The 21,059-nt window shown below is 72.4% G+C and carries 18 protein-coding genes and 2 pseudogenes; 10 read left to right on the top strand and 10 right to left on the bottom strand.

Features of this window, described 5'->3' with window-relative positions; all coding sequences use genetic code 11:
• The first annotated feature begins 80 nt into the window (after window positions 1–80).
• Window positions 81–404: a hypothetical protein gene (locus ACFVU3_RS14110; protein ID WP_390066145.1), complete on the top strand. Its 324-nt coding sequence runs from the start codon at window positions 81–83 to the stop codon at window positions 402–404.
• Between the two features lie 174 nt (window positions 405–578).
• On the opposite strand, the gene ACFVU3_RS14105 is transcribed toward ACFVU3_RS14110, so the two are convergent.
• The 5 genes from ACFVU3_RS14105 to ACFVU3_RS14085 form a co-directional block, all read right to left on the bottom strand.
• Complete coding sequence (locus ACFVU3_RS14105) at window positions 579–4,028, bottom strand: ATP-binding protein (RefSeq protein WP_390066144.1); 3,450 nt, start codon at window positions 4,026–4,028, stop codon at window positions 579–581.
• A 97-nt stretch (window positions 4,029–4,125) separates the two neighbouring features.
• Entirely contained in the window at window positions 4,126–7,077 is a 2,952-nt protein-coding gene (locus ACFVU3_RS14100; protein WP_390066143.1) for an FG-GAP-like repeat-containing protein, read from the bottom strand.
• Complete coding sequence (locus ACFVU3_RS14095) at window positions 7,074–9,641, bottom strand: S8 family serine peptidase (protein WP_390066142.1); 2,568 nt, start codon at window positions 9,639–9,641, stop codon at window positions 7,074–7,076. The genes ACFVU3_RS14100 and ACFVU3_RS14095 overlap by 4 nt, the downstream gene beginning before the upstream one ends.
• 220 nt (window positions 9,642–9,861) lie before the next feature.
• A complete protein-coding gene (locus tag ACFVU3_RS14090; RefSeq protein WP_390066141.1) occupies window positions 9,862–10,200 on the bottom strand; it encodes a hypothetical protein in 339 nt (112 codons plus the stop codon).
• 51 nt (window positions 10,201–10,251) lie between these two features.
• Window positions 10,252–10,635 carry a DoxX family protein gene (locus ACFVU3_RS14085; RefSeq protein WP_390066140.1) on the bottom strand — a complete coding sequence of 128 codons (384 nt, stop codon included), beginning with the start codon at window positions 10,633–10,635 and terminating at the stop codon, window positions 10,252–10,254.
• 204 nt (window positions 10,636–10,839) lie between these two features.
• On the opposite strand from ACFVU3_RS14085, the gene ACFVU3_RS14080 reads away from it, so the two are divergent.
• On the top strand, window positions 10,840–11,763 hold the full coding sequence (locus tag ACFVU3_RS14080) for an RNA polymerase sigma-70 factor (RefSeq protein WP_390066139.1): 924 nt from the start codon (window positions 10,840–10,842) through the stop codon (window positions 11,761–11,763).
• 173 nt (window positions 11,764–11,936) lie between these two features.
• On the opposite strand, the gene ACFVU3_RS14075 is transcribed toward ACFVU3_RS14080, so the two are convergent.
• The 3 genes and pseudogenes from ACFVU3_RS14075 to ACFVU3_RS14065 form a co-directional block, all read right to left on the bottom strand.
• On the bottom strand, window positions 11,937–12,152 hold the full coding sequence (locus tag ACFVU3_RS14075; protein WP_390066138.1) for a hypothetical protein: 216 nt from the start codon (window positions 12,150–12,152) through the stop codon (window positions 11,937–11,939).
• A gap of 247 nt (window positions 12,153–12,399) precedes the next feature.
• Window positions 12,400–12,537 (bottom strand): annotated as a pseudogene (locus ACFVU3_RS14070) (hydroxymethylbilane synthase); the annotation flags it as partial.
• Between the two features lie 45 nt (window positions 12,538–12,582).
• Window positions 12,583–13,458 carry an SDR family oxidoreductase gene (locus ACFVU3_RS14065; RefSeq protein ID WP_390066137.1) on the bottom strand — a complete coding sequence of 292 codons (876 nt, stop codon included), beginning with the start codon at window positions 13,456–13,458 and terminating at the stop codon, window positions 12,583–12,585.
• A gap of 63 nt (window positions 13,459–13,521) precedes the next feature.
• Here ACFVU3_RS14065 and ACFVU3_RS14060 point away from each other — a divergent pair, with 63 nt between their 5' ends.
• The 5 genes from ACFVU3_RS14060 (at window position 13,522) to ACFVU3_RS14040 (ending at window position 17,299) form a co-directional block, all read left to right on the top strand.
• The gene (locus ACFVU3_RS14060; protein WP_390066136.1) at window positions 13,522–14,118 is read left to right on the top strand and encodes a TetR/AcrR family transcriptional regulator; all 597 of its coding nucleotides are present in this window, start codon (window positions 13,522–13,524) and stop codon (window positions 14,116–14,118) included.
• Window positions 14,119–14,295: 177 nt separating this feature from the next.
• Window positions 14,296–14,625: a DUF6422 family protein gene (locus ACFVU3_RS14055; protein WP_390066135.1), complete on the top strand. Its 330-nt coding sequence runs from the start codon at window positions 14,296–14,298 to the stop codon at window positions 14,623–14,625.
• Window positions 14,626–14,643: 18 nt separating this feature from the next.
• A complete protein-coding gene (locus ACFVU3_RS14050) occupies window positions 14,644–14,973 on the top strand; it encodes a DUF6422 family protein (RefSeq protein ID WP_390066134.1) in 330 nt (109 codons plus the stop codon).
• Window positions 14,974–15,073: 100 nt separating this feature from the next.
• The gene (locus ACFVU3_RS14045) at window positions 15,074–16,219 is read left to right on the top strand and encodes an SMI1/KNR4 family protein (RefSeq protein WP_390066133.1); all 1,146 of its coding nucleotides are present in this window, start codon (window positions 15,074–15,076) and stop codon (window positions 16,217–16,219) included.
• 312 nt (window positions 16,220–16,531) lie between these two features.
• On the top strand, window positions 16,532–17,299 hold the full coding sequence (locus ACFVU3_RS14040) for a hypothetical protein (protein ID WP_390066132.1): 768 nt from the start codon (window positions 16,532–16,534) through the stop codon (window positions 17,297–17,299).
• 105 nt (window positions 17,300–17,404) lie between these two features.
• Here the strand turns inward: ACFVU3_RS14040 and ACFVU3_RS14035 are convergent, their stop codons facing one another.
• Window positions 17,405–17,635: a hypothetical protein gene (locus ACFVU3_RS14035; RefSeq protein ID WP_390066131.1), complete on the bottom strand. Its 231-nt coding sequence runs from the start codon at window positions 17,633–17,635 to the stop codon at window positions 17,405–17,407.
• 322 nt (window positions 17,636–17,957) lie between these two features.
• Window positions 17,958–18,413 carry a hypothetical protein gene (locus tag ACFVU3_RS14030; RefSeq protein ID WP_390066130.1) on the bottom strand — a complete coding sequence of 152 codons (456 nt, stop codon included), beginning with the start codon at window positions 18,411–18,413 and terminating at the stop codon, window positions 17,958–17,960.
• A 358-nt stretch (window positions 18,414–18,771) separates the two neighbouring features.
• Between ACFVU3_RS14030 and ACFVU3_RS14025 the strand changes: the two genes are divergently transcribed.
• The 3 genes and pseudogenes from ACFVU3_RS14025 to ACFVU3_RS14015 all read left to right on the top strand — a co-directional run.
• Window positions 18,772–19,374 carry a hypothetical protein gene (locus ACFVU3_RS14025; protein ID WP_390066129.1) on the top strand — a complete coding sequence of 201 codons (603 nt, stop codon included), beginning with the start codon at window positions 18,772–18,774 and terminating at the stop codon, window positions 19,372–19,374.
• Window positions 19,375–19,743: 369 nt separating this feature from the next.
• Window positions 19,744–20,595, top strand: a complete 852-nt coding sequence (locus tag ACFVU3_RS14020) for a putative RNA methyltransferase (RefSeq protein ID WP_390066128.1) — start codon at window positions 19,744–19,746, stop codon at window positions 20,593–20,595.
• Window positions 20,596–20,705: 110 nt separating this feature from the next.
• A pseudogene (locus tag ACFVU3_RS14015) lies at window positions 20,706–21,001 on the top strand (hypothetical protein); the annotation flags it as partial.
• Window positions 21,002–21,059: the final 58 nt, after the last annotated feature.

Below are 21,059 nucleotides of genomic sequence, written 5' to 3'. Positions count from 1 at the left end.
GGCGCATGGGGGCGGGCGGTGGCCGGTCACGGGGGGTTCGGCCGTCGCCCGCCGAGACGCTGAGCTGGAGGGACAGAGACATGGCTGCCGAATCGACCGCGCCGACGCCGCCGTCGGGACAGGGCGGGATCCTCTTGGTGCCGGACCGTCCGCTGAAGCGGGGCGGCGTGGTGTACGTCTGCGTGGACGACGGGTTTCCCGGCGGCTTCCCCATCGGCCGGGCGATCCGGGACGACGACGGCACCTGGTGCGCGTACGCGCGCTTCCGCCCAGGCCGGGTCTTCGCCGACGACCGTGTGGCCGCCGGACTGCCCGACCTGCGGGCGGCCGTTCGCACGGTCCTCGCACACGCCCGCCGCACCGATCCGGAGCTCTCCGACCTTCCGCCCGCGGACAGCCGCTGAGGGAATCCGGCGGTGCCTCTGAGCGCGTGACCGGGTCGAGCCGTCGACGTCGGCCGATCCGGCCGCGGCCGGTGGAGCCGACCCCCGTCGAACCCTGCAGTCCATCTCGTGGAAGGTCCGCGCCGGCTCGGCCTGGTGGGACCCGCCGGACGGGACCGGGCTCGTCCCGACCGCTCACAGACGGCCGCTCAACTCCGCCCCCACTGTCCCGACCCGGGCGAGGCCCGCCGGATACGGGAGGGCCTCGGCCCTCCGCCGCGCGTCGGTGAGGAGCGTGGTGGCGCGTTCCGCCCCGCCCGAGAGACCGAGGGCGAGGGCGAGCGCCGCGGTCGACTCCACCACCAGCAGGTGCTGCCCCGTCCGCTCGGCGTGCCCGGCCTCCCGCTCCAGCAGGGCGACGGCTTCCGCGTGACGGCCGGTGCGGACCAGCGCCCAGCCTTCCAGACAGGCCGAGCGGGGCGTCGTCGGGCCCTGGCCGAGGAGGTCGAGCGTCCGCTCCGGCCGGGCCGTGCGCAGGGCGAGTTCGGCGGACGCCAGGCGCACCTCCTCCAGAGCCTGCCGGTCCCCGGAGCGCTCGGCGCAGTGCCGCGCACGGGACAGCAGCGCATCCGACATCGCCGGATTCCAGGTCATCCGGGTCCGGGCCAGGGCGGTGAGGGCGTACGGGAGGGTGCGCGGCGCCTGGTCACGGGCGGTCCGCTCGGCCGTCACCGCATGCAGCTCCGCCTCGGCCTCCCGGCCGAGGAGCAGATGCAGTTCCGCCAGGTTGGCGCGCTCGAAGGAGCTCGCCTCCGGGCTGCCGGCCCGGTCGGCGAGGGCGGCGGCGCGCTCTCCGTACGCGACGGCGTCGGTCAGCCGTCCCGTCCGGCGGGCGTTCTCGCGCAGGATGGACAGCACCAGGGCTTCCACCGAGGCGTCCCCTGCCGCGGCCGCGTGGGGAAGGGCCTCCTCGGCCGCGGCCTGTGCCTCGCGCAGCCGTCCGGTCAGCCCGAGCGAGGTGGCCTGCCGGGCCAGCGCACGGGCGAGGGCCCGCGCACCCGCGTGGCCGGGCAGTTCCGCGGCGGCGCCCGCGGAGGCGGCGGCGGACTCCACGGCCTCCGCGTGCCGCCCCTCGACGAAGGCGATCGCGGAGGCCGACAGGTGGTGCGCCGCCACCGCCTCCGCGGGAGTCGTCGGGCCCGGCCGGCGGGCGTCGAGCGCCCGGCGGGCCTCCTTCTGCCGGCCCGCCCGGTTCAATGCCTCGGCGAGCCGGGCGGTGACGGCCACGGCGGTGTCCGCTTCCCCGGCCCGGTCCGCCGCGGCGAGCGCCCCGCGCAGGACGTCGACGGCGTCCCCGTAGCGGGACATCCGGTGCAGCAGGCCCGCGTGGTCCATGCCCACCCCGGCCGCCTGGGCCGGGTCGGCCTCGACGAGGGGCGTCAGGCGGCGGTAGTACTCGTCCGCCTCCTCGTTGGCGTACAGCGCCGCCGCGCGCTCCGCCGCCCGGCGCAGGTGGTCCACCGCCCGGGGGTCCTCGGCGCGCAGCAGGTGCCAGGCCAGCGCGTCCACGTCGTCGGGCCGGTGACGCAGGAGGACCTCGCCCCAGGCCGCGTGCAGGCCGAGGGAGCGCAGCCGCGGAAGGAGGTCGTAGCAGGTCAGCCGGAGCAGGGGGTGGCGGAAAGCGATCCCGGTCACGCTCCGGCCGCCCGCGCTGACCTGGTGCTCGGACAGGAGGGCGGCGGACACGGCCGCTTCGAGGGCCGCGGTCGCCTCCGCCCTCGGCATCGGCGGGTGGAGGCCGTCGCGGGCGATGTCGAGGACCTCGGCGAGCGGGGCGGCCCCTCCGGCGGCGGCCACGATCTCGGCCATGCGCCGGGCCCCGGGCTCCAGCCGCAGCAGCCGCTGGGCCACCAGTTGGCGCACGCCCTCAGGGGCGCCGCCCCGGAAGCCGCCCCCGTCCCGGCTGTTGACCCGGTCCCGTTCCGCCGCGCCCGCGCGGGCGAGTTCGACGGTGAACAGGGGATTGCCGAGCGAGAGCCGCCACAGCCGGTCGAGTTCCCGCTCGTCGGCCTCCCGCCCCGGGGACGGCCGCGCGTCGCGGGCCAGGGCGAGCGCGTCCTCCCGGCCCAGTCGGGGTACGGCGATCCGGGCGGCCAGTCCGGCGCGGACCAGCTCGGCCACGCGCAGCAGGTCCGCCTCGGGCAGGGGCTCGTCGTCGCGGAAGGTGACGAGGAAACGGCACGAGGCCCCTGCACCGGCCTCCGAGAACCGCCGCGCCAGCCGGGCCAGCAGATGGTGCGTACCGACGTCGGCGGCGTGCAGGTCGTCCAGGACGACGACGGCACCGCCGGTCCCGCCGATCTCCCCGAGCAGCCGCTCCACCGCGTGGAAGAGGCGGGCCCGTTCGTCGGAGGAGCCCTCGCCCGCCGCACCCGGGGTCCGTGGCGCGGGGCTGTCGGCACCGCGGTGGAGCGAGGGCAGGAGGGGGACGAGTTCGGGGCAGAGGCCCGCGATCCGCGTCCGGTCGGCCTCTGGGCGACGGGTGAGCCAGCCGTCCAGTGCCTCGACGAACGGGCCGTACGGCGTGTGCCCCTCGGCGGCGTGGGCGGAGCCCCACAGCAGGGCCGCTCCCGACGCGGCGAGCTCCCGGGCCGCCTGGGCCGCGAGCCGGGTCTTGCCGATTCCGGCCTCGCCGGCGAGCAGCACCACCGGGCGGTCGGTCGTGGCGACGACGGTGCGCAGCAGCTCCTCGCGCCCGCGCAGTGTGCCGTTCGTGGCCGCCCGTACGACGGAGGGCAGGACCGCTCCGGAGGCGGAGTCCGTGCGGGCGACGGTGCCGGACGGGATGTGGACGGCGAGGCGGCGCAGGCGCTCCGTCTCCGGACCGGGGGCGATGCCGAGCTCCTCGGCGAGGGCGTCCCGGCACTCCTCGTACTGGCGCACCGCCTGGGCACGCAGCCCCTGTTCGAGGAGGGTCGTCATGAGGAGCCGGTGGGCGTGTTCCTCGGCGGGAGCGACGGCGAGGGCCCGGCGGGCCGCGCCGGCCGCCTCCTCGTACGCCCCGTCGGCCAGCCGGCAGTCGGCGAGGGAGAGCAGGACGCGCAGCCGCAGCGCGGCGAGTTCGGTGCGGCGCTGCTCCGCCCAGGGGGCGTAGCGGTCCTCGGGGAGCAGCTCGCCGCCGAAGGAGGCGAGCGCCCCCTCCAGCGCCGCGGCGGAGGGCGTCCGAGCGGCGAGGGCCGCGGTGGCGAGGGCTTCGGCGTCGTCCGCGTCGATCCGCACCCGACGCGGGTCCAGCCCGAGCAGGGTCCCGTCGGAGACGAGGTAGGAGGAGGCGGCCCGGGGTGCGAGCTCCGGTTCCAGAGCGCGCCGGGCGGCGTGGAGGGCGACCCGCAGGCTGCCGACGGCGGCCTGCGGCGACGCGTTCGGCCAGCAGATCTCCTGCACCTGCCCGCGGTGGAGGCGGTGGCCGGGCACGACGGCGAGCAGTTTCACCAGGGTCTGGGCGCTGGGGCGGGGCCAGCGCCCCGGCAGGGCGGGGCCGCCGTCCCGTTCCGCTCGGAAGCCGCCGAAGAGGTGCAGGCGCAGCGGCGGGGGCGTGCCGTCGTCGTTCTGCCGGAGGTCGCCGTCCGGTCGTGCCACGTTCATGAGGAGCGACACTCTAACCGGGCAGTCTGTCGAGGTCACCATGATCGTGTACCCCCTGGGCGCCGCCCAGGGGGTACGGGCCGGTCCGTGCCGCGGGTCAGGACAGCGTGAACGTCGTCATCTGGTGGATGGCGTTGTTCAGGGAGAGCACTCCGCCGCCGAGCTGCCCCGCCGCACGGTTGACGCCGAAGTCGTCGAAGTTCAGCGAGACCATCTCGTCGGTGCCGTCGCCGTCGAGGTCGGCGGCGAGGTAGTTCCGGCCGCCCATGAGGGTCGCGCCGCCGATGGCGGACTGGAACGACCAGCCGGTCGTCAGGATCGCCGGGTCGAACGCGGCGAGCCCCGCCTCTGTCCCGCCGGCCAGCAGCCGCCGACCGCCGGGACCGTCGATGAACTGCACGGTCCGCAGGGGCAGGGTCACCGAGCTGCGCGTCTCGGCACCGCCGGCGGCGAAGCCGTTGAGGACGCCGAAGCTGAGCTGGTACAGCGGGTCGTCCTGGCCGTCGATGAAGTAGTTGCCGTGCGACCAGGGGCTGCCGCCGACGAACTGGTGCAGCACCTCGCCGGTGCGCCCGTCCCGGATCTCGGTCACGACGCGTGGCGTGGCGGTGGAGAGGTCACCGGCCGTGGTCGGGTCGGCCTTGATGATCCAGGTGTGGACGACCGCGTGTCCTCCGGCGTACGGGATCTTCGGCGAGGCGAAGACGCCGTTGACGAGGACCGCGCCGCGCACCTTGCCGTCCGCGGCCCGGGCCGGGGCCTTGGGGACGGCGGTCCACAGGACACCGCCCTTGCCGTCGAGGGCCACCCCGTCGGCGGCCGGGGCGGCGCTGTCGAGCGCGTCCACGGAGCTGTACTGGGTGTGCACCCGCCCGTCGGCGACCACGGTGTCGGAGAAGACGACCTCGCCCGCTGCCGCCGGGGCGGCGTACGACCACAGCTGCCGGCCGCGCGCGTCGTACACGCGCAGCGCGTCGGTGGGGACGATGACCTCGTCCTTGCCGTCGCCGTTCACGTCGGCGACGGTGACCGTGCGGACGTAGGCCCCGTCGCCGTCGATGGTGGTCAGGACCTTGCCGGTGGACCCGTCGAGGACGGCGGTGGCGTTGTCGGCGGCCACGACCACGTCGGTCCCGCCGTCTCCGTCGACGTCACCGGTGGCGATGGTGTGGACCCCGCCGGGGACGGTGGCCTGCCACAGCTTCTTCGGGGCGCCGCCGACCAGCGAGGTGCCGGAGTAGGCCCACACGCCGTGCGAGGTGCCGCCGACGACGACGTCCTGCCCGCCGTCGCCGTCCAGGTCGGCGGCCTGCCCGGTGTGCAGATCGCCCTGCATCGGCGTCAGGCGCTTCAGGGCGCCGCTGCCCAGGGCGTACTCGCGGATGTTCTGCTGCTGGTCGACGACGCGGACGCGGCCGCCGCCGGAGGCGTACGCCTGCTGGTACATGGGGGAGGCGTCGAGGCCGTCACGCCGCCACGTGACCTTGCCACCGCTGCTGAACGCCGTCAGCGAGCCGTACCTCAGGCCGCCGACGTTGAGCGGGGACTCCATGTCCCGGTCGTCCTGCGCGGCGGCGAGGAGCGTGCCGCCGGTGGCGGTGAGGCTCCAGGTGCTGGGGCCGTCCTTGGCGTTGCCGGCGGCGCGCTTGGTCGTGTGCGACCAGCGGACGGTGGAGCCGTCCGCGCCGTCCAGGACGCGGATCGTGCTGGAGTTCACGAAGAGCGACGGCGAGAGCGCGGACTCGCTCACCGCGTACTCGGCGCCGCCGCCCTTGGCCGCGTCGCCGACGGTCAGCGCGGTGGGCAGGACGTTGACGCGGCTGTCGAGGGCGGTGCGGCTCCCGTCCACCAGGGAGTAGGCGGCGAGCTCGTACCTGACGGCGTCGGAGGTGTCGGCCTGCTCCAGGGCGACGACCCGGTCACGGGAGGCGTCGAGGAGCAGCCTGCGGCCGTAGAGGGCGCTGTCCGTCTGCCAGACGACCGAGCCGTCGGCGGTGTCCAGGACGAGGGTGCGTGCGCGCGAGGCGGTCGTGGCCGTCTTGCGCAGGTCCCAGACCGCGGCGACCTTGCCGCCGCCGGCGGACTCCAGGGCGCCCCAGGTGGCGGCGGCGGTCGTGCCCGTGTCGTACGTCCAGGTCGTGGCCGGGGTCAGCACGCCGTCGGCGTGGGTGAAGCGGATGCCGGTGAGGGTGGCCGTCTGCGTGGCCGGCGCGTTCTGGTTGAGGCGCGGTGAGTCGGCGATCAGCAGTGTGCCGTCGACGATCTTGACCATGGCGGCGTACGCGTACAGCTTCGACCAGAGAGTCTTGCCGGTCCTCCCGTCGACGACCGTCACGAACGTGCCGGTCGGCAGCGACGAGCCGGGCGAGGTGATCGGCCGGTAGGGACTCGCGCCGACGCTCGCCGAGAAGACGAGGTCCGGCGTGCCGTCCCCGGTCAGGTCGGCGGTGTCGTGGCCCTGGTCGGAGTACGGCGCGAACGGGGCGACGGCGTTGTAGCCCATCAGGACGCGCACCGGGTAGGGCTCGGCCTGCCACACCCGCAGTGGCTTGACCTGCCAGTCCGTGTACCAGGAGGTGTTGGTGCGCTCCCAGACGGTGGAGCCGTCGGCCTTGTGCAGCTGGACGTTGCCGAGGCTGTGCACGGTGAAGTAGCCGCCGTCGGAGCCGGCCGGGACGGTGGCGGCGAGTCCGCGCACGCCTTCCAGGGTGGACTTCCCGGTGAAGGTGACGGGGGCGGCGGCGGTGCCCGAGGCGGCCCCGGGGGACGTGGTGGCGTCCGCGCCGGAGGCGGCTCCGGTGTTCGTGTCCGTGGCGGCGCCGGTGTCCGCGCCGGTGGAGGTGTCGGCCTCGGGGACGGACAGGCCGTCGCCGTACACGTCGACGTTCATGCGGTCGGCGAGGGTCCGGGCCTCGTCGCTCGTCAGCGTGATCGCCGTCGTGGCCGCGTCGTCGGCGGCCATCGCGTGCGGCGCTGAGGTCAGGGCGAGTCCCGCCGCGACCAGGGCGGAGGCGAGCGTCAGGGCCCGCCGGGAGGAGGGGGTTCTCATCGCTGGGCTCCCTGCGTGATGCGGATCGCGGTACCGGCCTTCAGGACGGCCTGGCCGTGGGCGTACTGGAGGGCGTCGGTTCCGGCCTGATTCTCGATGCCGACGGTGGCGGAGGCGCCGCCGCCCGGTACCGACCGGTACTGGAAGGTGATCGAGCCGGTGGCCTCGTCGAAGACCGCCTCGAAGGCGGCGCGGGCGCCGCTGCCGTCCGCGAAGAGGACGTCGTTCCAGACGACGGCGAACTTGCGGGTGCCGACGGCGCCGGTGGTGGCGGTCTGCACGCTCGACTTCTTGTCGAGGGTCAGGTCGTCCCAGAGCGGGGCGACGACGCCGTTCGGCTTCCCGGCCGTCGGCAGCGCCTCGTTGGCGTAGTCGCCGACGCGCGGCTCCAGGAAGTTCACCAGGCCGTTGGTGGTGACGGCGGCGCTGGTGTACGGGACGCCGTACAGCTTCACCGGGAACGGCAGCGCGATCGTCTTCGCGTCCTCGTCGCCGCTCAGGGCGACCTTGCCGGAGCCGGGGATCCAGGAATACGCGGCGGGGGCGCAGCTGTTGCCGGCGGCGTCGGTGCGGGCCGGGAGCCGGACCGTGCGGGTCTCGGCGCCGTCGACGGTCAGGCTCGTGGTGGACTCGCCGTTGCACAGGACGGGCGCGGTGGGCGTCACGGTCAGCGGATAGGTGCCCTCGGCGACCGCCGGCAGCGTGAAGGTGCCGTCGGCGCGCGAGACGACCGTGCCGACCGGGGTCCCGGCGACCTGGACGGTGGCGCCGGCGAGGGGTGCGCCGGTGGTGTCCAGGACGGTGCCGGTGACGGCGTGGGCCGGCAGCGGGGCGAGCGCGAGGTCCTGGGCCAGCGGCTGACCGGCGGTCAGCTCGACGCCGGCGACGGTCCGCGTCGCGTAGCCGTAGCCGCTGAGCGTGAAGTCGTACGTGCCCGGGGCGAACGCCAGGCGGTAGCCGCCGTCGGCACCGGTGTGGACGGTGCGGGTGCCGAGGGTGTCGTTGCCGGCCTCGATCGTGATGCCCTGAAGCGGGGCGCCGGTGACCTGGTCGGTCACCGTGCCGCTGACGGTGACGGCGGTGTGCGGGGCCCTGTCGACGGACGCGAGGATGTCGAGCCTGCCCTCGCCCCACACGTTGTTCATGCCGGGGGTGCCGCCGCAGTGGGTGTCGTCGACGTCGGTCGCGCCCTCGTTCAGGAGCCGGCGGGTGGCGTCGATGTCGCCGATCAGCGACGGGGCGGAGGACCACAGCAGCGCGACGGCGCCGGCGACGTGCGGCGTCGCCATCGACGTGCCGTTGCTGGACTTGTACTGCGAACCGGGCCAGGCGGAGGTGATGCCGACGCCCGGGGCCGAGATGTTCGGCTTCGCCGAGCCGTCGACCGGCGACGGGCCGAAGCCGGAGAACGAGGCGATCCTGCCCTGGGCGTCGTACGCGCCGACCCCGTAGGCGGGCGCCTGCGCGCCGGGCGCGGCCGTCGTGGAACACGTGGTGCCGTCACCGTCGTTGCCGGCCGCGAACGCCTCGAAGATGCCGGCCGCGTTCCATGCCTCGACGATGTCCTGGTAGAAGGTCGTCCTGCCGCCGCCCCAGGAGTTGTTGACGATGTTCGGGGCGAGGTCCGGGCGCGGGTTCTGCCCGTTGCGGTCGGTCGGGGCGAGGATCCACTGGCCGGCCGCGAGCAGGTTCGCGTCCGAGCACTGCGAGGACTCGCAGCCCTTGGCGGCGATCCACTTCGCGTTCGGCGCGACGCCGATGCCGTTCTTCCCGGCCATCGTGCCCATGGTGTGTGTGCCGTGGCCGTTGTTGTCGCACGGGGTGGTGCTGGTGGCGCACGTCCCGGACGGGTCGTAGAAGTTGTAGTCGTGGGTGAAGGTGCCGTCGCCGTTGGTGCCGCGGTAGTTGGCGACCAGGTCGGGGTGGTCGTACTGGACGCCCGAGTCGACATTGGCGATGACGATGCCCTCGCCGCGGTTCTCGTACCGCGACCAGACCTGGTCGGCTTTGATGTCCTTGACGCCCCACTCGGGGGTGGTGTCGTCGCCGGTGGCGGCGGAGGCGGTGCGTGAGGCGGTGACTTCGCCGCCGGACGCCTCGACGTCGTCGAGGCGGTACGTCCGCGCCATGACCAGCCGCTGGACGTCGTCGCGCCGCGCGAGCTCGGCGACGAGGTCCTGGCCGCCCGTCACCTGGACGGCGTTGGCGATCCAGTAGCCCTGGTGCCCGACCTTCTTCCGGTCGAGGAAGGAGTCGAGCGACCGCTGGGCGTCTTCGGCCGTGGCGCGCAGCGCCTGGTACGCGTTCCCGGCGGCCTTCGCGTGCGAACGCTGCTTCCTGGCGGCGCCCAGATCGGCACGCTTCTTGAGGACGACGAAGAAGGTGGCGTCGCCGCCGTCCCGCACGGCCGCCGCGAGCGCGGCGTCGACGGGTGCGGTCACCGCGCCGGACCGGGCGGAGTCGGCGGCCGCGGGCAGGGGAGCGGTCAGCAGCGCCGCGGCCGCGGAGAACGAGGCGGCGGCCCACACGGCACGTCTGCGCCGGGGCGTTCGGAGGATGGGCATGGGGCACTCCTCGGGGGAGAAGGTAAGGAATGCCGGAACCCTAGGAAGCCGCCGTTACCGAGCAATTACTCCCGCCGGAAAGCAGGAGGATCGCCGTGGCCCCGCTGCCCGGCCCGGCGAAGCCCGATGCCGGGGAGCGGGGCCGTGACCGCGCGTGCCCGCTCGATGGACGGGGCGCCGGCCGTCCGCCGTGCGGCGCCCCGGCACCTCGTGGCTCCGGTCACTTCCACACGACGGCCACCACCACAGCGGCCGCCGTGACCGTGGCCACGGCGAAGAAGGCCCAGGCCGCCCGGGTGCGCATCCCTATCAGCGCGATGACCGCCACCAGGACGTCGAGGGCCAGCTTCACGCCCATCTTCGGGTGCGACACCGGCAGGTCGAGGGCGAGGCGCGTCCAGACCAGGCCGGCGCCGGTCACCAGCTGCACGACCGCGCTGGTCACCATGTAGCCGCCGGTCACCGGGTCCTTGCCGCGCAGCTGGTAGAAGATGCCGCCGAGGATCGCGGCGAATCCGAAGAGGTGGAACACGAGGAGGACGTTGCGGAGGATGTCCATGCGAGGTGCCTTGTCTGTGCGGAGGTGAGAGGGCGGGAAGGGGGTGCCGGGTCAGCCGGTGAAGGGAGCGGGGCCGAAGCGGCCCCACGCGACGAACGCGGCCAGGACCAGGTAGACCAGGTCCCCGGTGATCGTGACGCGCTCGCCCCTGCGCAGGCGCATCACGGCCGCGCAGGCGAACAGGAGGACGAGTCCGGTCGCGGCGAGCGGGACCAGGACCGGGGCGATGCCGAGGACCGCGGGCAGAATCAGGCCGGCCGCGGCGAGCAGTTCGACGGCGCCGATGGCCTTGAGGGCATGCGGACTGAACTCCATGACCCACTGCCCGGAGGCGCCGACCGCGGCCAGTTTCTCGCGGGCCACGATCATCTTGGAGCTGCCCACGAGGCAGACGGCGGCCAGCGCTCCGGCGGTGATCCACAGCGCGATGTTCATCGTCAACTCCCTGGTCGAGGTCTTCTGGAACCGAGACGAGGCAGCGGCGCGGTGAGTGACATCGAGGCGCGGAGAACGGGGGAGACGTGGGTCACATCACGGAGGCCGCCGTGATCGTGATCTTCGGTCCGCGGGGAACCGCCGCCCTCCGGAACCGGAAGTGCCATGATCGACAAGGGAGACTCGCACGGAGGGGAGCAAGGAGTGGACAAGACAGAGGAGTTCGTGGAACTGAGACCTCTGCTGTTCTCGATCGCGTACCGGATGCTGGGCAGCGTCAGCGAGGCGGAGGACGCGGTGCAGGAGACCTGGCTGCGCTACGACGCCACGGCCGTGCGGCCGGTGTCGGCCAAGGCGTTCCTGTCGACCACGGTGACCCGGATCTCGATCGACGTACTGCGATCCGCGCGTGTCCGGCGCGAGGCGTACGTGGGGCCGTGGCTGCCCGAGCCCCTGCTCGACGATCCGTACGAGGACCCGGCTCGCGCGGCGGAGCTCGCCGACTCACTGTCGATCGCGGCTCTGCTGCTCCTGGAACGGCTCAGCCCTCTGGAACGGTCGGTGTTCGTGCTGCGGGAGGTCTTCGCCTTCGACTTCGAGGACGTCGCCGCGGCGGTGGGCCGTACGCAGGCGGCGTGCCGGCAACTGCTCGTCCGCGCACGGCGCCACATGGAGGACGGGCGCCCCCGGTTCGAGGCCGACCGGGAGGAGCGGGACGAGCTGGCACGGCGGTTCTTCGACGCGATGGCGCAGGGCGACCTGGAGGGGCTGCAGAGCCTGCTGTCCGCCGACGTCCAGCTCGTCGGTGACGGGGGCGGCAGGGCACCGCAGCTGCCCAGGGCCGTCGCCGGTGCCGAGAACGTCGCGCGGCTGCTGGCAGCCGCTCACCTCCCGATGGCACGCACGGGCATCACCTGCACGCCCTGCCGGATCAACGGCCAGCCGGGCGCGCTCTTCCGCGACCGCGACGGAAACGTCCTGCGCACCTTCGCCCTGGACGTGCTGGACGGGCAGGTCCACATGATCCGCTCCGTCATCAACCCCGACAAGCTCACCCACCTCGGACCGGTGGCCGATGCCTGGGCCGTCGACCGGGAGGTCCGGCAGGCTCGCCGCCGGCCCGTGTGAGCCGCCGGACGGCCCGTGGGGCGACCGGATCCATCCTCGGGGTTCCGTCCGTCGGCACAGGGGCGGGAAGGGCGGCAGGAAGGGGTCAGGAAGGGCTGCCGGGAAAGCGGGCTCGCTTCTCGGACCTCTCGGCGCTCCGCCGGTGGGGAACCCAGGCGGGTCGCCGGCGCGTCTCAGGCCGCCTCGTACTCGTGGGCCCGCCCGCCGCGCCATTTCACCCATGCCGGATCGTCGAGGAGAACCTCGGCATCCTCCAGGCCGGCCCGCCGCAGGAACTCGACGACGTCCCGGTCGCTGTGCGCGAGGCCGAGGATCCCGCCGTCACGGACCGTGACACGTCGGCCTCCACTGGGGGAGGGCGGGTGGACGACTATCGGCGCGGTGCTCATCTCTCCAGGGTGCTCCTGCCCGGCCGCGGATGCCGAGCCCGGCGTCCGGACGGCAGGTCGCGCGCAGGGTGACCCGTCGACGGCGATGGTCCGGCCCGCACGGAACGGATAGGAGTCCGCGCTCGGGCTCCTCGGCCCGCCGGGGCCCAGGAGGCCGAGCGAGGTGCCCTCGGCGGTCAAGGAGGCCGAGCGAGGTGCCCTCGGCGGTCAGGAGGTCGGGCGAGGGCTCGCTCGGACCTCCGACCGGTCAGTGCGGGATGGAATCGATCACCTCGCGCGCGCCCTGGCGGAGGAGCGCGACGGCGACCGAGGTGCCGAGGGTGGCCGGGTCGAGGCGGCCCGCCCACTCGTGCGCGTTGAGGACCGTCTTCCCGTCCGGCGTGGAACGCGAGTGGGGTACGGCTCGGGGTGCAGATCGCGGGCGGTGAGGCTACGGACCGTACGAGAACGCGGTGGTGTGGTCGGCCGCCCACTGCCGGAAGGTTCGCGGTGCTGTCCCGAGGATGTCGGCGACCGTGGTGGTGAGGTGCGCCGGCTGTCCGGCCGCCGCGCTCCAGGCGGAGAGCAGCATCTCGATGGCCGAGCTGGGCACCGTACCCTCCCACAGGCTCCGGAACTCCTCCGGTGTCATCTCCTCGAACGCGATCCGGCGTCCCAGGACGTCACCGATGATGTCCACCTGGGCGGCCTGGGTCAGCGATTCGGGGCCCGTGAGGACGTAGTCGCCTCCTGCGTGACCGTCCTGATGGAGCGTCCGTGCCACGACGGCTGCGATGTCGCGGTCGTCGACCGGGGCCGACTCGGCAGCGCCGCAGGGCCACCGGACGACGTCGCCGGCCCGGATCGCGGGCGCCCACCAGGCCAGCGAGTTCGACGCGAACATCCCCGGCCGGATGATCGTCGACTCGAGTCCGCCGGCCGCGATGAGCCGCTCGATGTCGGCGTGCAGCACCGCCATGGGGTTGGGCTGCTGGAAGAGAGGGTGCGCTGTCCGGTGCGGGGAGGAGAGGAAGACGACGCGCCGTACGTGGGCCGCCAGCCGCTCGACGACCGCCGCGGCGGTCCGAGGCGGTGCGGTCCAGACGAGGAACACCGCCCCCGCGCCGTTCAATGCCGGTACGAGTGTCTCCGGCGCGGTGAGGTCACCGGCGTGGACCTCGACCTTCGCCGGCAGGTCCGCCGCTTCGGGGCGACGGGTGAGGGCGCGGACCGGCACGCCCGCGTCGAGGAGTCGGTCGATGACGAAGCGGCCGACCCGGCCCGTCGCCCCGGTGACGAGCACGGGGCGCGTGTCTGTCTGGTTCATGCCGCCCATGAAAACGTTACTCGGTTAAAAAAGCAACTCGGTAATGAATGTTACGGTGGTCAGATGAGTGAGCCGACGGGACTGCGGGCCCGCAAGAAGGTGCGGACGCGCGAGGCCATCGCGGACGCGGCCGTCTCGCTGTTCCTGGAACGCGGCTTCGACCGCGTCTCGGTCAACGACATCGCCGCGGCGGCCGAGGTCTCCAAGCCGACCCTCTTCCGGTACTTCCCCGCCAAGGAAGACCTGGTGCTGGACCGGTTCGCGGACCACCAGGGCGAGGCCGCACGCGTCGTACGTGACCGTGAGCCCGGCATTGAGCCGGTGCCGGCGCTGCACCGGCACTTCCGGGCCGGACTCGACCGGTACGACCCGGTCACCGGCCTCAGCGATCACCCCGAGGTGGTGGCGTTCCACCGGCTGGTGTTCACCACACCGAGCCTGGCGGCACGGCTCGCGCGGTACCAGCTGGAGGACGAGGAGGCACTGGCGGACGCCCTCGGCGAAGGCATCCAGGCACGCCTGCTGGCCGCCCAGGTACTCGCGGTCCAACGGGTCCTCGCCCGGGCCAACTGGCAGAAGATCGCCGCCGGCCGCACAGCCCACGACGTCCACCCCGAAGCCGTGGCCGACGCCGACCAGGCGTTCGACCGGCTGCCGTGACAGGCGGCACTTCTGGTCGATGAGCGTTCCGTGGCCCGGCGTACGCGTGGCCACGGGCCTGGCCACCCCGCTTCCCACGACCGGCGTGGTCGTTCTTGCCCCCGGGCGGATGGTCTGGAGAAGCCCTACGGGCGTGCCGCGGGGGACCGGCCCGCGTTCCCTGGTAGGACGGCAGCCGTGAACGGGAATGACAGAACGGAAGCCCAGAACCGGACCCTGGCCGAGGTGGGCGCCCTGCTCATCGAAGCCCGCCGCAAGGCCGCGGACCTCGCACGCGCCTCGGGCGCGGACCTGTCCGCCGAGGAACGCGACTGGGTCGGCCGCCCCTGCCTGGCCGAGCTGGACCCCCCGCCGACCCCGCACATCTGCGGCTGCGGGGACTACGGCGGCTCGGGTGACGAAGCACCCTGCCTCAACACCTGGATCGACTTCACCGGTCCGGACCTCGGTACGGGATCGCCCACCAGGATCTGTGAGCACACGGCATCCGAGCACGCCCAGATCTGACCGACCAGGAGGACGCAGATGTCCGAGTCGAAGCGGAACGACAGGACCGACGCGCAGTCGCGGATGCTGGCCGAGGCCGCCGCGCTGCTCGTCGGGGCACAGGACAAGGCCATGGCGATGATCCACGAGTCGGGGTTGGAGCTGACCTCCGTGGAGCGGAACTCGCTCGGATTCAAGTGCTCCGGAAAGCTGCCGTCCCCGCCGACCCCGCATTGGTGCCGTTGCCGGCGCTACAGGGGCTCGGGTGGCGACGATCCCTGCCGGACGGAGTTCCCCGACCACGGCGGTGTGGGCGGAGACCAGTGGGTCAGGTGCGGGCATGTGAAGGACACCCACGCCGCGATCTGATGCTCAAGAACAGTCCGAACACCGCGTGACGGGGTGCCGGCGTTGTTGCTGTCGAGCGACGATCAAGCTGTTGTCAGTCGCCGGCTCTAAGGTCGGCCCCATGACGTCAGACCTGGTCCAGGACTCATGGAATCGCATCGACGCGTGGCTGCGGGAGCACGCGCCCCGCACTTTCGCCACGCTTCGGCCGCCCGCAGGAGACGAGGAGATCGCGGCAGCGCAACGGGAACTGGGGGTCACCCTTCCTCCGGACCTGGTCGCTTCACTCCTCCGGCACGACGGGGCGCTGGAGGGACCTGAGTCTTTCCGGTTCCGTACGGGCGACCGGCTGCTCGGAGTGAACGGAATCCTCAGGGACACCGGGTTCATGCGCGGCATCGACCAGGGCCTCGACGGGGAGACCGAGGACTACTGGCTCCACGACTACGTGAAGTTCGGTTCCTACGACGTGACGTCGGACGGTCTTCTGATGGATTGCCGCACGGGGCGGGGTTCCTTCGGTGCGATCGGGCGGTTCTTCGACGAGACCGGCACCAGTTTCGGGAAGGCCGACTCGCTGGGTGACTACCTGGCCGAATTGGCCGACACGCTTGAGCGCGGTCAGGACGCTGGTGTCGTCACGTTCAACGGCCGGCTGCTCTGGGAGGCGTCTCCCCCCGCCAGGCCGAAGTGGCGTGCCGACGCGCCCCTTCCCGGGCCGGATGAGCAGCTGCCAGAGCTGGACCTGTCCTACCGTCCCACCGACCTCCTCCACGTGAGCCACCTGAACGGGCATGAGGAACTCGGAGCGCTGATCGCGGTCCTGCCGTATGAGCAGGTGGTCGAGGCCGCGCGGAAGCAGGTGCGCAGACTGGCGGTCGAATCGGGGCTGAACGACTACCCGGAGGTCAAGGCAGCCCTGGACGCGTGGGAGCGTGGTGTGGCCCTACCGCGGCCGGACCAGACCGACCCGCTCGCCCTGCGACTCCGCGCGGTGCTCGCACAGGCCGACGCCGGACGAGACCGCACGCGCAGGTGGGCCGCGGAGAAGATAGCCCTCGGGCTCTGGGGTTCCCCCTACAGATCCGTGTGCGAGAGCGCGGAGACCCGGAGCCACTTCACTCTCGACTGGCGTGCGGATCTGCATGCGGACCTGGGCCATGCGCCACTGCCACCGATACCTGACGACCGATTCTGGGGGGCGCTGCGCAACCCCGCCGTCGACTCCAGTGGGTACGCGGCTCAGTACCCCCAAGACCAGGACTGACCCCAGGGGTCTCGGTTCCGCACGGGCGCTTCGACGAACTTCGCGACCCTCGTCGACCGATGGACCGATGGACCGATGGACCGATCCGGCCTGTCCGTACCCGTCGCCGGACCGCCGTCGGCGTACTTGTCGGGGGGAGGCGCCGATCACCACGGCGAGGGGGCTTTCATGAGAAGTGCACGTGCGGACCCGCCCGGGGTCGGCCCTGACTCAGCGGCGACAATCAACCAGGGAAATCCCTGAGGTTCCGGGTGGGGCGGGCGGGTAGGTCACCCTCGGCCTGCTTCCAGGCGGGCCGGGAGGAGTGAAGACGTGGCGCTCTCCGTTCGTCTGGCCCGTTCCTTCGACGAGGCGTACGCCGCCTACAGCAAGTTCGACGCAGGGGACGAGCACCTTGCACAAGCCCGGCCGCGGCTGCTTGCCGAGACCATCTGGCTGGAGCCGGCGTTCACCATCCTGCGCGACCTCGGTCTCGACCCTCACCTGCTCTTCGTCAGGACCCCTCACCACCCCTTCCCCTACGCGGGAGCGAAGCTGATCGACATCAGGGATCCGCTCGCCCAAGGCGGCGACGAGAACCGTCTCTACGCCACCTTGTTCGGCTCCGCCATTCCCGAAGCAGACGCGTCCGGCGTCCTCTCGTACCTCGCGGCCGAGTTCACCGGACACGTTCCTGGCATGAAGGCGCTGTACAACGACGACCTGATGGCTGGGGTGGGGGAACTCGGCTGGCGAGAGGTTCAGGATCGGCACACCGTGCACGACCAGGACCTGAACATCGGCTGCCGGGAATCGCTCACCTTCCAACCGCCCAAGAAGCTGTTCCGCGCGCAGCCCCCACCGCAGACCGTCCGGGCGATCTTCTCCTACCGTCAGCGACGACCCGAAACAGTGACCTACTACGAGACGACCTGGGCGGACCACAACGACGGCCTGGGCGCCGGGGCGGGAGGTGCCGACAACCCCAGGCGCAGCGTCCGCCCCGGCGCACCGCGCCAGGTCTTCATCGCGGACGCCTCGACCCACCGCTCCCACGCGAGGGTTCCGGCGATCGGCGCCCTGCATCGATCCGGCCGCTGACCCCACAGGACCCGAACCCGCCGTGGCCCCGACGACAACGCCGGGGCCACGGCTCGTGTCGGCGGGCGGGCAGCATCGCGCCCGGACCTTCTGCCGCGCCGCGGCTCAGCCTCGGTGATGGCGCTTCTGATAGCTGTCGCCGGCGGTGGGCATGGAGTTGTGGACGGCGCGGGCGTTGTACGAGACACGATCCATCTGCGCCTGACGCCGGGCCTCCTGTTCGATCCGCAGCCCCTCGGCGGATTCCGTCGGGTTCCTGGTGCGGCGGAGCAGCAGGATCACCAGGAGGACCACCAATCCCCCGAGCGATCCGAACAGCATGAGGATGGCACTCATCTGTCTCCTCCGTCCGTCACATCCATGGGGGCGGTGAGCCGTCCGGTCGGGTCGGTCCACACGAGTTGCCGACACGTTCGCCTGTGTCCCAGGGGCCGGGCCACGGCCCGGCGCCCCGACCTCCTCGCACCCGGGTTCACAGGATGGCTCTTCCCCACGCTTTCCTCGTGGGTGGTGATCGGCAGGCGGTCTCGCGTCACGCTGCCGGAACCTGGCAACCTGAGAGGATCGCCATGGCGGCAGCCGTGAGGAGGCCGCCACCGGAACCGAACTCCTGGAGTGCAGCGGAGTCAAGAGCGAACCGCTCCCCGTGGGTGGACGGTCAGTAGCTCCAGCTGTAGAGGCCGCCACGCGTATGCACCGCAGAGGCGGCGAGGCGGGCAACGCCCCGCAGGACTGCGTGGAGTTCTCCGTCGGTCATATCGGTGCTCTCGTCAGACCGGAGCCGGGAAATCCAGCGGTCTGCGAGACCTTCTATCTCGGCGGAACTCGCTTTCGCGAGCGCTCGGGTCAGCCGCTTCGGCAGCGCGAACACCTCGACGCCGTCGTTCAAAGGGGTGGTGACCCATTCCGGCCACGGCCGCCACGCGTACAGCTGCTCAGCCGGCGGGGTCTCGGCCGATGGCGCCTCGAAGTACATGTCCCACTCGGCGATGGCGGTGTCCGGCTCGATAGAACCGCAGGCGACAGACTCGAACTTCTTCCCGGGTCCGTGCAGGCGCGTCGAGGCTGCCGTCGCGTCGTCAGGGGCGAGGAAGAACACGATGTCTTGGGCCATTCGAGCATGATGCCAGTCCGCGGCCGGCAGATGGGTTGCCACGGTGACGGTTGCGGCCGCAGGCACGCAGGACCACCACGCTGGACTGCGTATGGAGGACCTGAGGGACGGCGTGCAGCGTCTGCGTGCGGAGATCGAACGACGGCGCAGCGACGCACTCCATGGGCGTCGGGCGGCGAACGGCCGATGCTGACGCCACGCAACGGGGCCCCGGGGCCGTTCGACGCGATCACCGGCCCACGACGGGCACCTGGCACCCGCTTACCGTCAACGTGGCCTCCACGTGCGGATCCGACCCGAGCAGAGCATGCGGCTCCCTGCGACAACATGCCGCTCCCAGCGGATCTACCCACCAGAGGTGTTGGAGAACAAGGACGACGAGAAGCGCCCCGCGGCAGCAGTTCCTGTGACCCCGTCCCAGGGGGCCACGCGTCCCTCGACGGTGTCCGCCGCCCCCACCTCGGTTCAGACGGGCGCTCCGTCTCAGGAACCCGAGTCGGCGTACCAACTGGTCTACCCCGACCGGCTGCTCAAGCTCCGCACACCGCGGACCAACGAGTGCTGGAACGCCTTCGTCGACTTCGACGAGGGGCGAGCGGGGTCGGACCGCAGCCGGGTTGCCGTCTCCGAGGAGGCGGACCTTGCGCTCACCCGGTGCGCTTCCTTCGGACTTGAGGTGCACGTAGCCCACGCAGGCGCGGCCAATGCGCCGATCACGACGGCAGAACAGTGCCTGGAGGCTGCGAGAGGTGGCGGGATCCAGACCGTCGAGGGCTTCGACCTGCTCAGGGACGAGGACCCGATCAAGCGCGGCACCGTGCTGTGCCTGGAGACCTCTGAGGGCAGGGTTGCCCGGGCCCTTGCCGAGGAAGTGAAGTGGACCCGCCTGGGACAAGATCAGGTCGAGTGGGCCGTCGACTACACCTTCAGGGTGACGACCTGGGAGGACCACCGCGGATGAGCAGCCACTGATTGCCTGGAGCGGGCGTGCGCATGGTCGCGATGACGGAGCCTGCCGGCAGATCCGCGGTGTGGACAGTGAGGTTCAGGGCCGGCGGTGACGCGCGCCAGGTCGTGTCTCCCCACTCTTGGGCACGGAAGCATGAAGGGCCTTCGCCGGCCTCGTAGACTGACGACGTGGCATTCATGAGCACCCCGCACCGCTGCTTCCTGTGACCGGAAGGCGCTGAGGGCGATGCCGGACGGCGTCGCCCTCCTTGGTGTGCCTGCCGCAGGAACCAAATCTCCTCTGCCCGTTCCTTCCTGAGGCAGTGAGGCTCTGAGCGCGCAGGCACGATCCCTTCCCTTCACCCCTTGCCAGGAGTGCCTCGTGTCCGTGCCGTTTCCCCCTGCCCTCGATCTGTCCCTCGACGTGCTGCGTTGCCCGGTGTGCCGTACGCGCCGCCTGTACCCCGGCCACGCCGCACTCCGTTGCCCGAGGGGCCATACCTTCGACATCGCCCGTCACGGCTATGCCGGCTTGCTGACGGGCACCCGCGCCACCAGCGGGGACGACGCAGCCATGGTCAACGCCCGGGCCCGGTTCCTGTCCACCGGCTCCTACGCGCCCATCCGCGATGTCGGGGCCCGCCTGGCGGCCGACGCCGTGTCTGAGCAGGCCACGGTGGTGGATGTGGGGTGTGGCACGGGCTACTACCTGGCCGGCGTACTCGACCATCTGTCTGGCGCCCGTGGTCTGGGGCTGGACACATCGGTGCGCGCACTGCGCCTGGCAGCCCGTGCCCACGACCGGGCCGCCGCGGTGGCCTGGGACGTCTTCCGTCCCTTCCCGCTGGCCGACGGGACGGCCGATGTGTTGCTGGACGTGTTCGCCCCACGCAACCCGGCCGAGTTCCACCGCGTACTGCGCCCGACCGGCCGGCTGATCGTGGTCCGACCCACCGGCCGGCACTTGGCCGAGCTGCGTGGCCAGGTGCCTGCGATGATCACGATCGACCCGGCCAAGGAACAGCGCCTGTACCGCGCACTCGCCCCCTTCTTCGAGGCCGTCGTCACCGAACAGGTGGAGTACTCCGCGACCCTGTCCAGGCTGGATGCGCTGGACCTGGTGGCGATGACGCCGAGCGCACGCCACATGAGTGGTGCAGACCTGAACGACGGCGGCACCCTGCCCGATCGGGTCACTGTCTCCGTGCTGGCCACCGCCTACAGGACCCGGTGACCACGAGCGGACGCATGCGCCCGCTGAACGACGAGCCGTGGGCACGCCTGGCGCCCTGCTTTCCCCGCAGCGCGGGGAAAGCAGGGCGCCTGTCCGCCGACCACCGCGACCTCGCGACCCGTGGCATCCGCTTGGTGATTCCCGCGCGTGCCGATCTGCAGACCAATCGCAAGATGAAGGGCCGCAGCGGTGGACGGCCCCCCGGCTGGACACCGAGACCTCCAAGCGCAGGAACGTCGTGGAACGGTCTTTCAGCCTGCTCAAGCAGGGGCGAGGCACGGCCACCCGTGATGACGGACTCGCGATCGTCTACCGCTCCGCAGTCGTGTGGGAGGCGACCATCAAAGAAGGGCTTAGCGCCTTCCTGGGACAGCGCGCTCCCGTTTTCACCCCACCGAAAGTCTGACTCAGCCCTGCACAGCCAACCGCCCCCGGGCCGGCCGGCGGGCAGTCCGGCTCTGCAG

The sequence above is a fragment of the Streptomyces sp. NPDC058052 genome (assembly GCF_042885515.1).
In the GTDB taxonomy this organism is placed as follows: Bacteria; Actinomycetota; Actinomycetes; order Streptomycetales; family Streptomycetaceae; genus Streptomyces.
The sequence above is the reverse complement of the archived record's forward strand: the minus strand, read 5'-3'. Positions and strand labels throughout refer to the sequence as shown.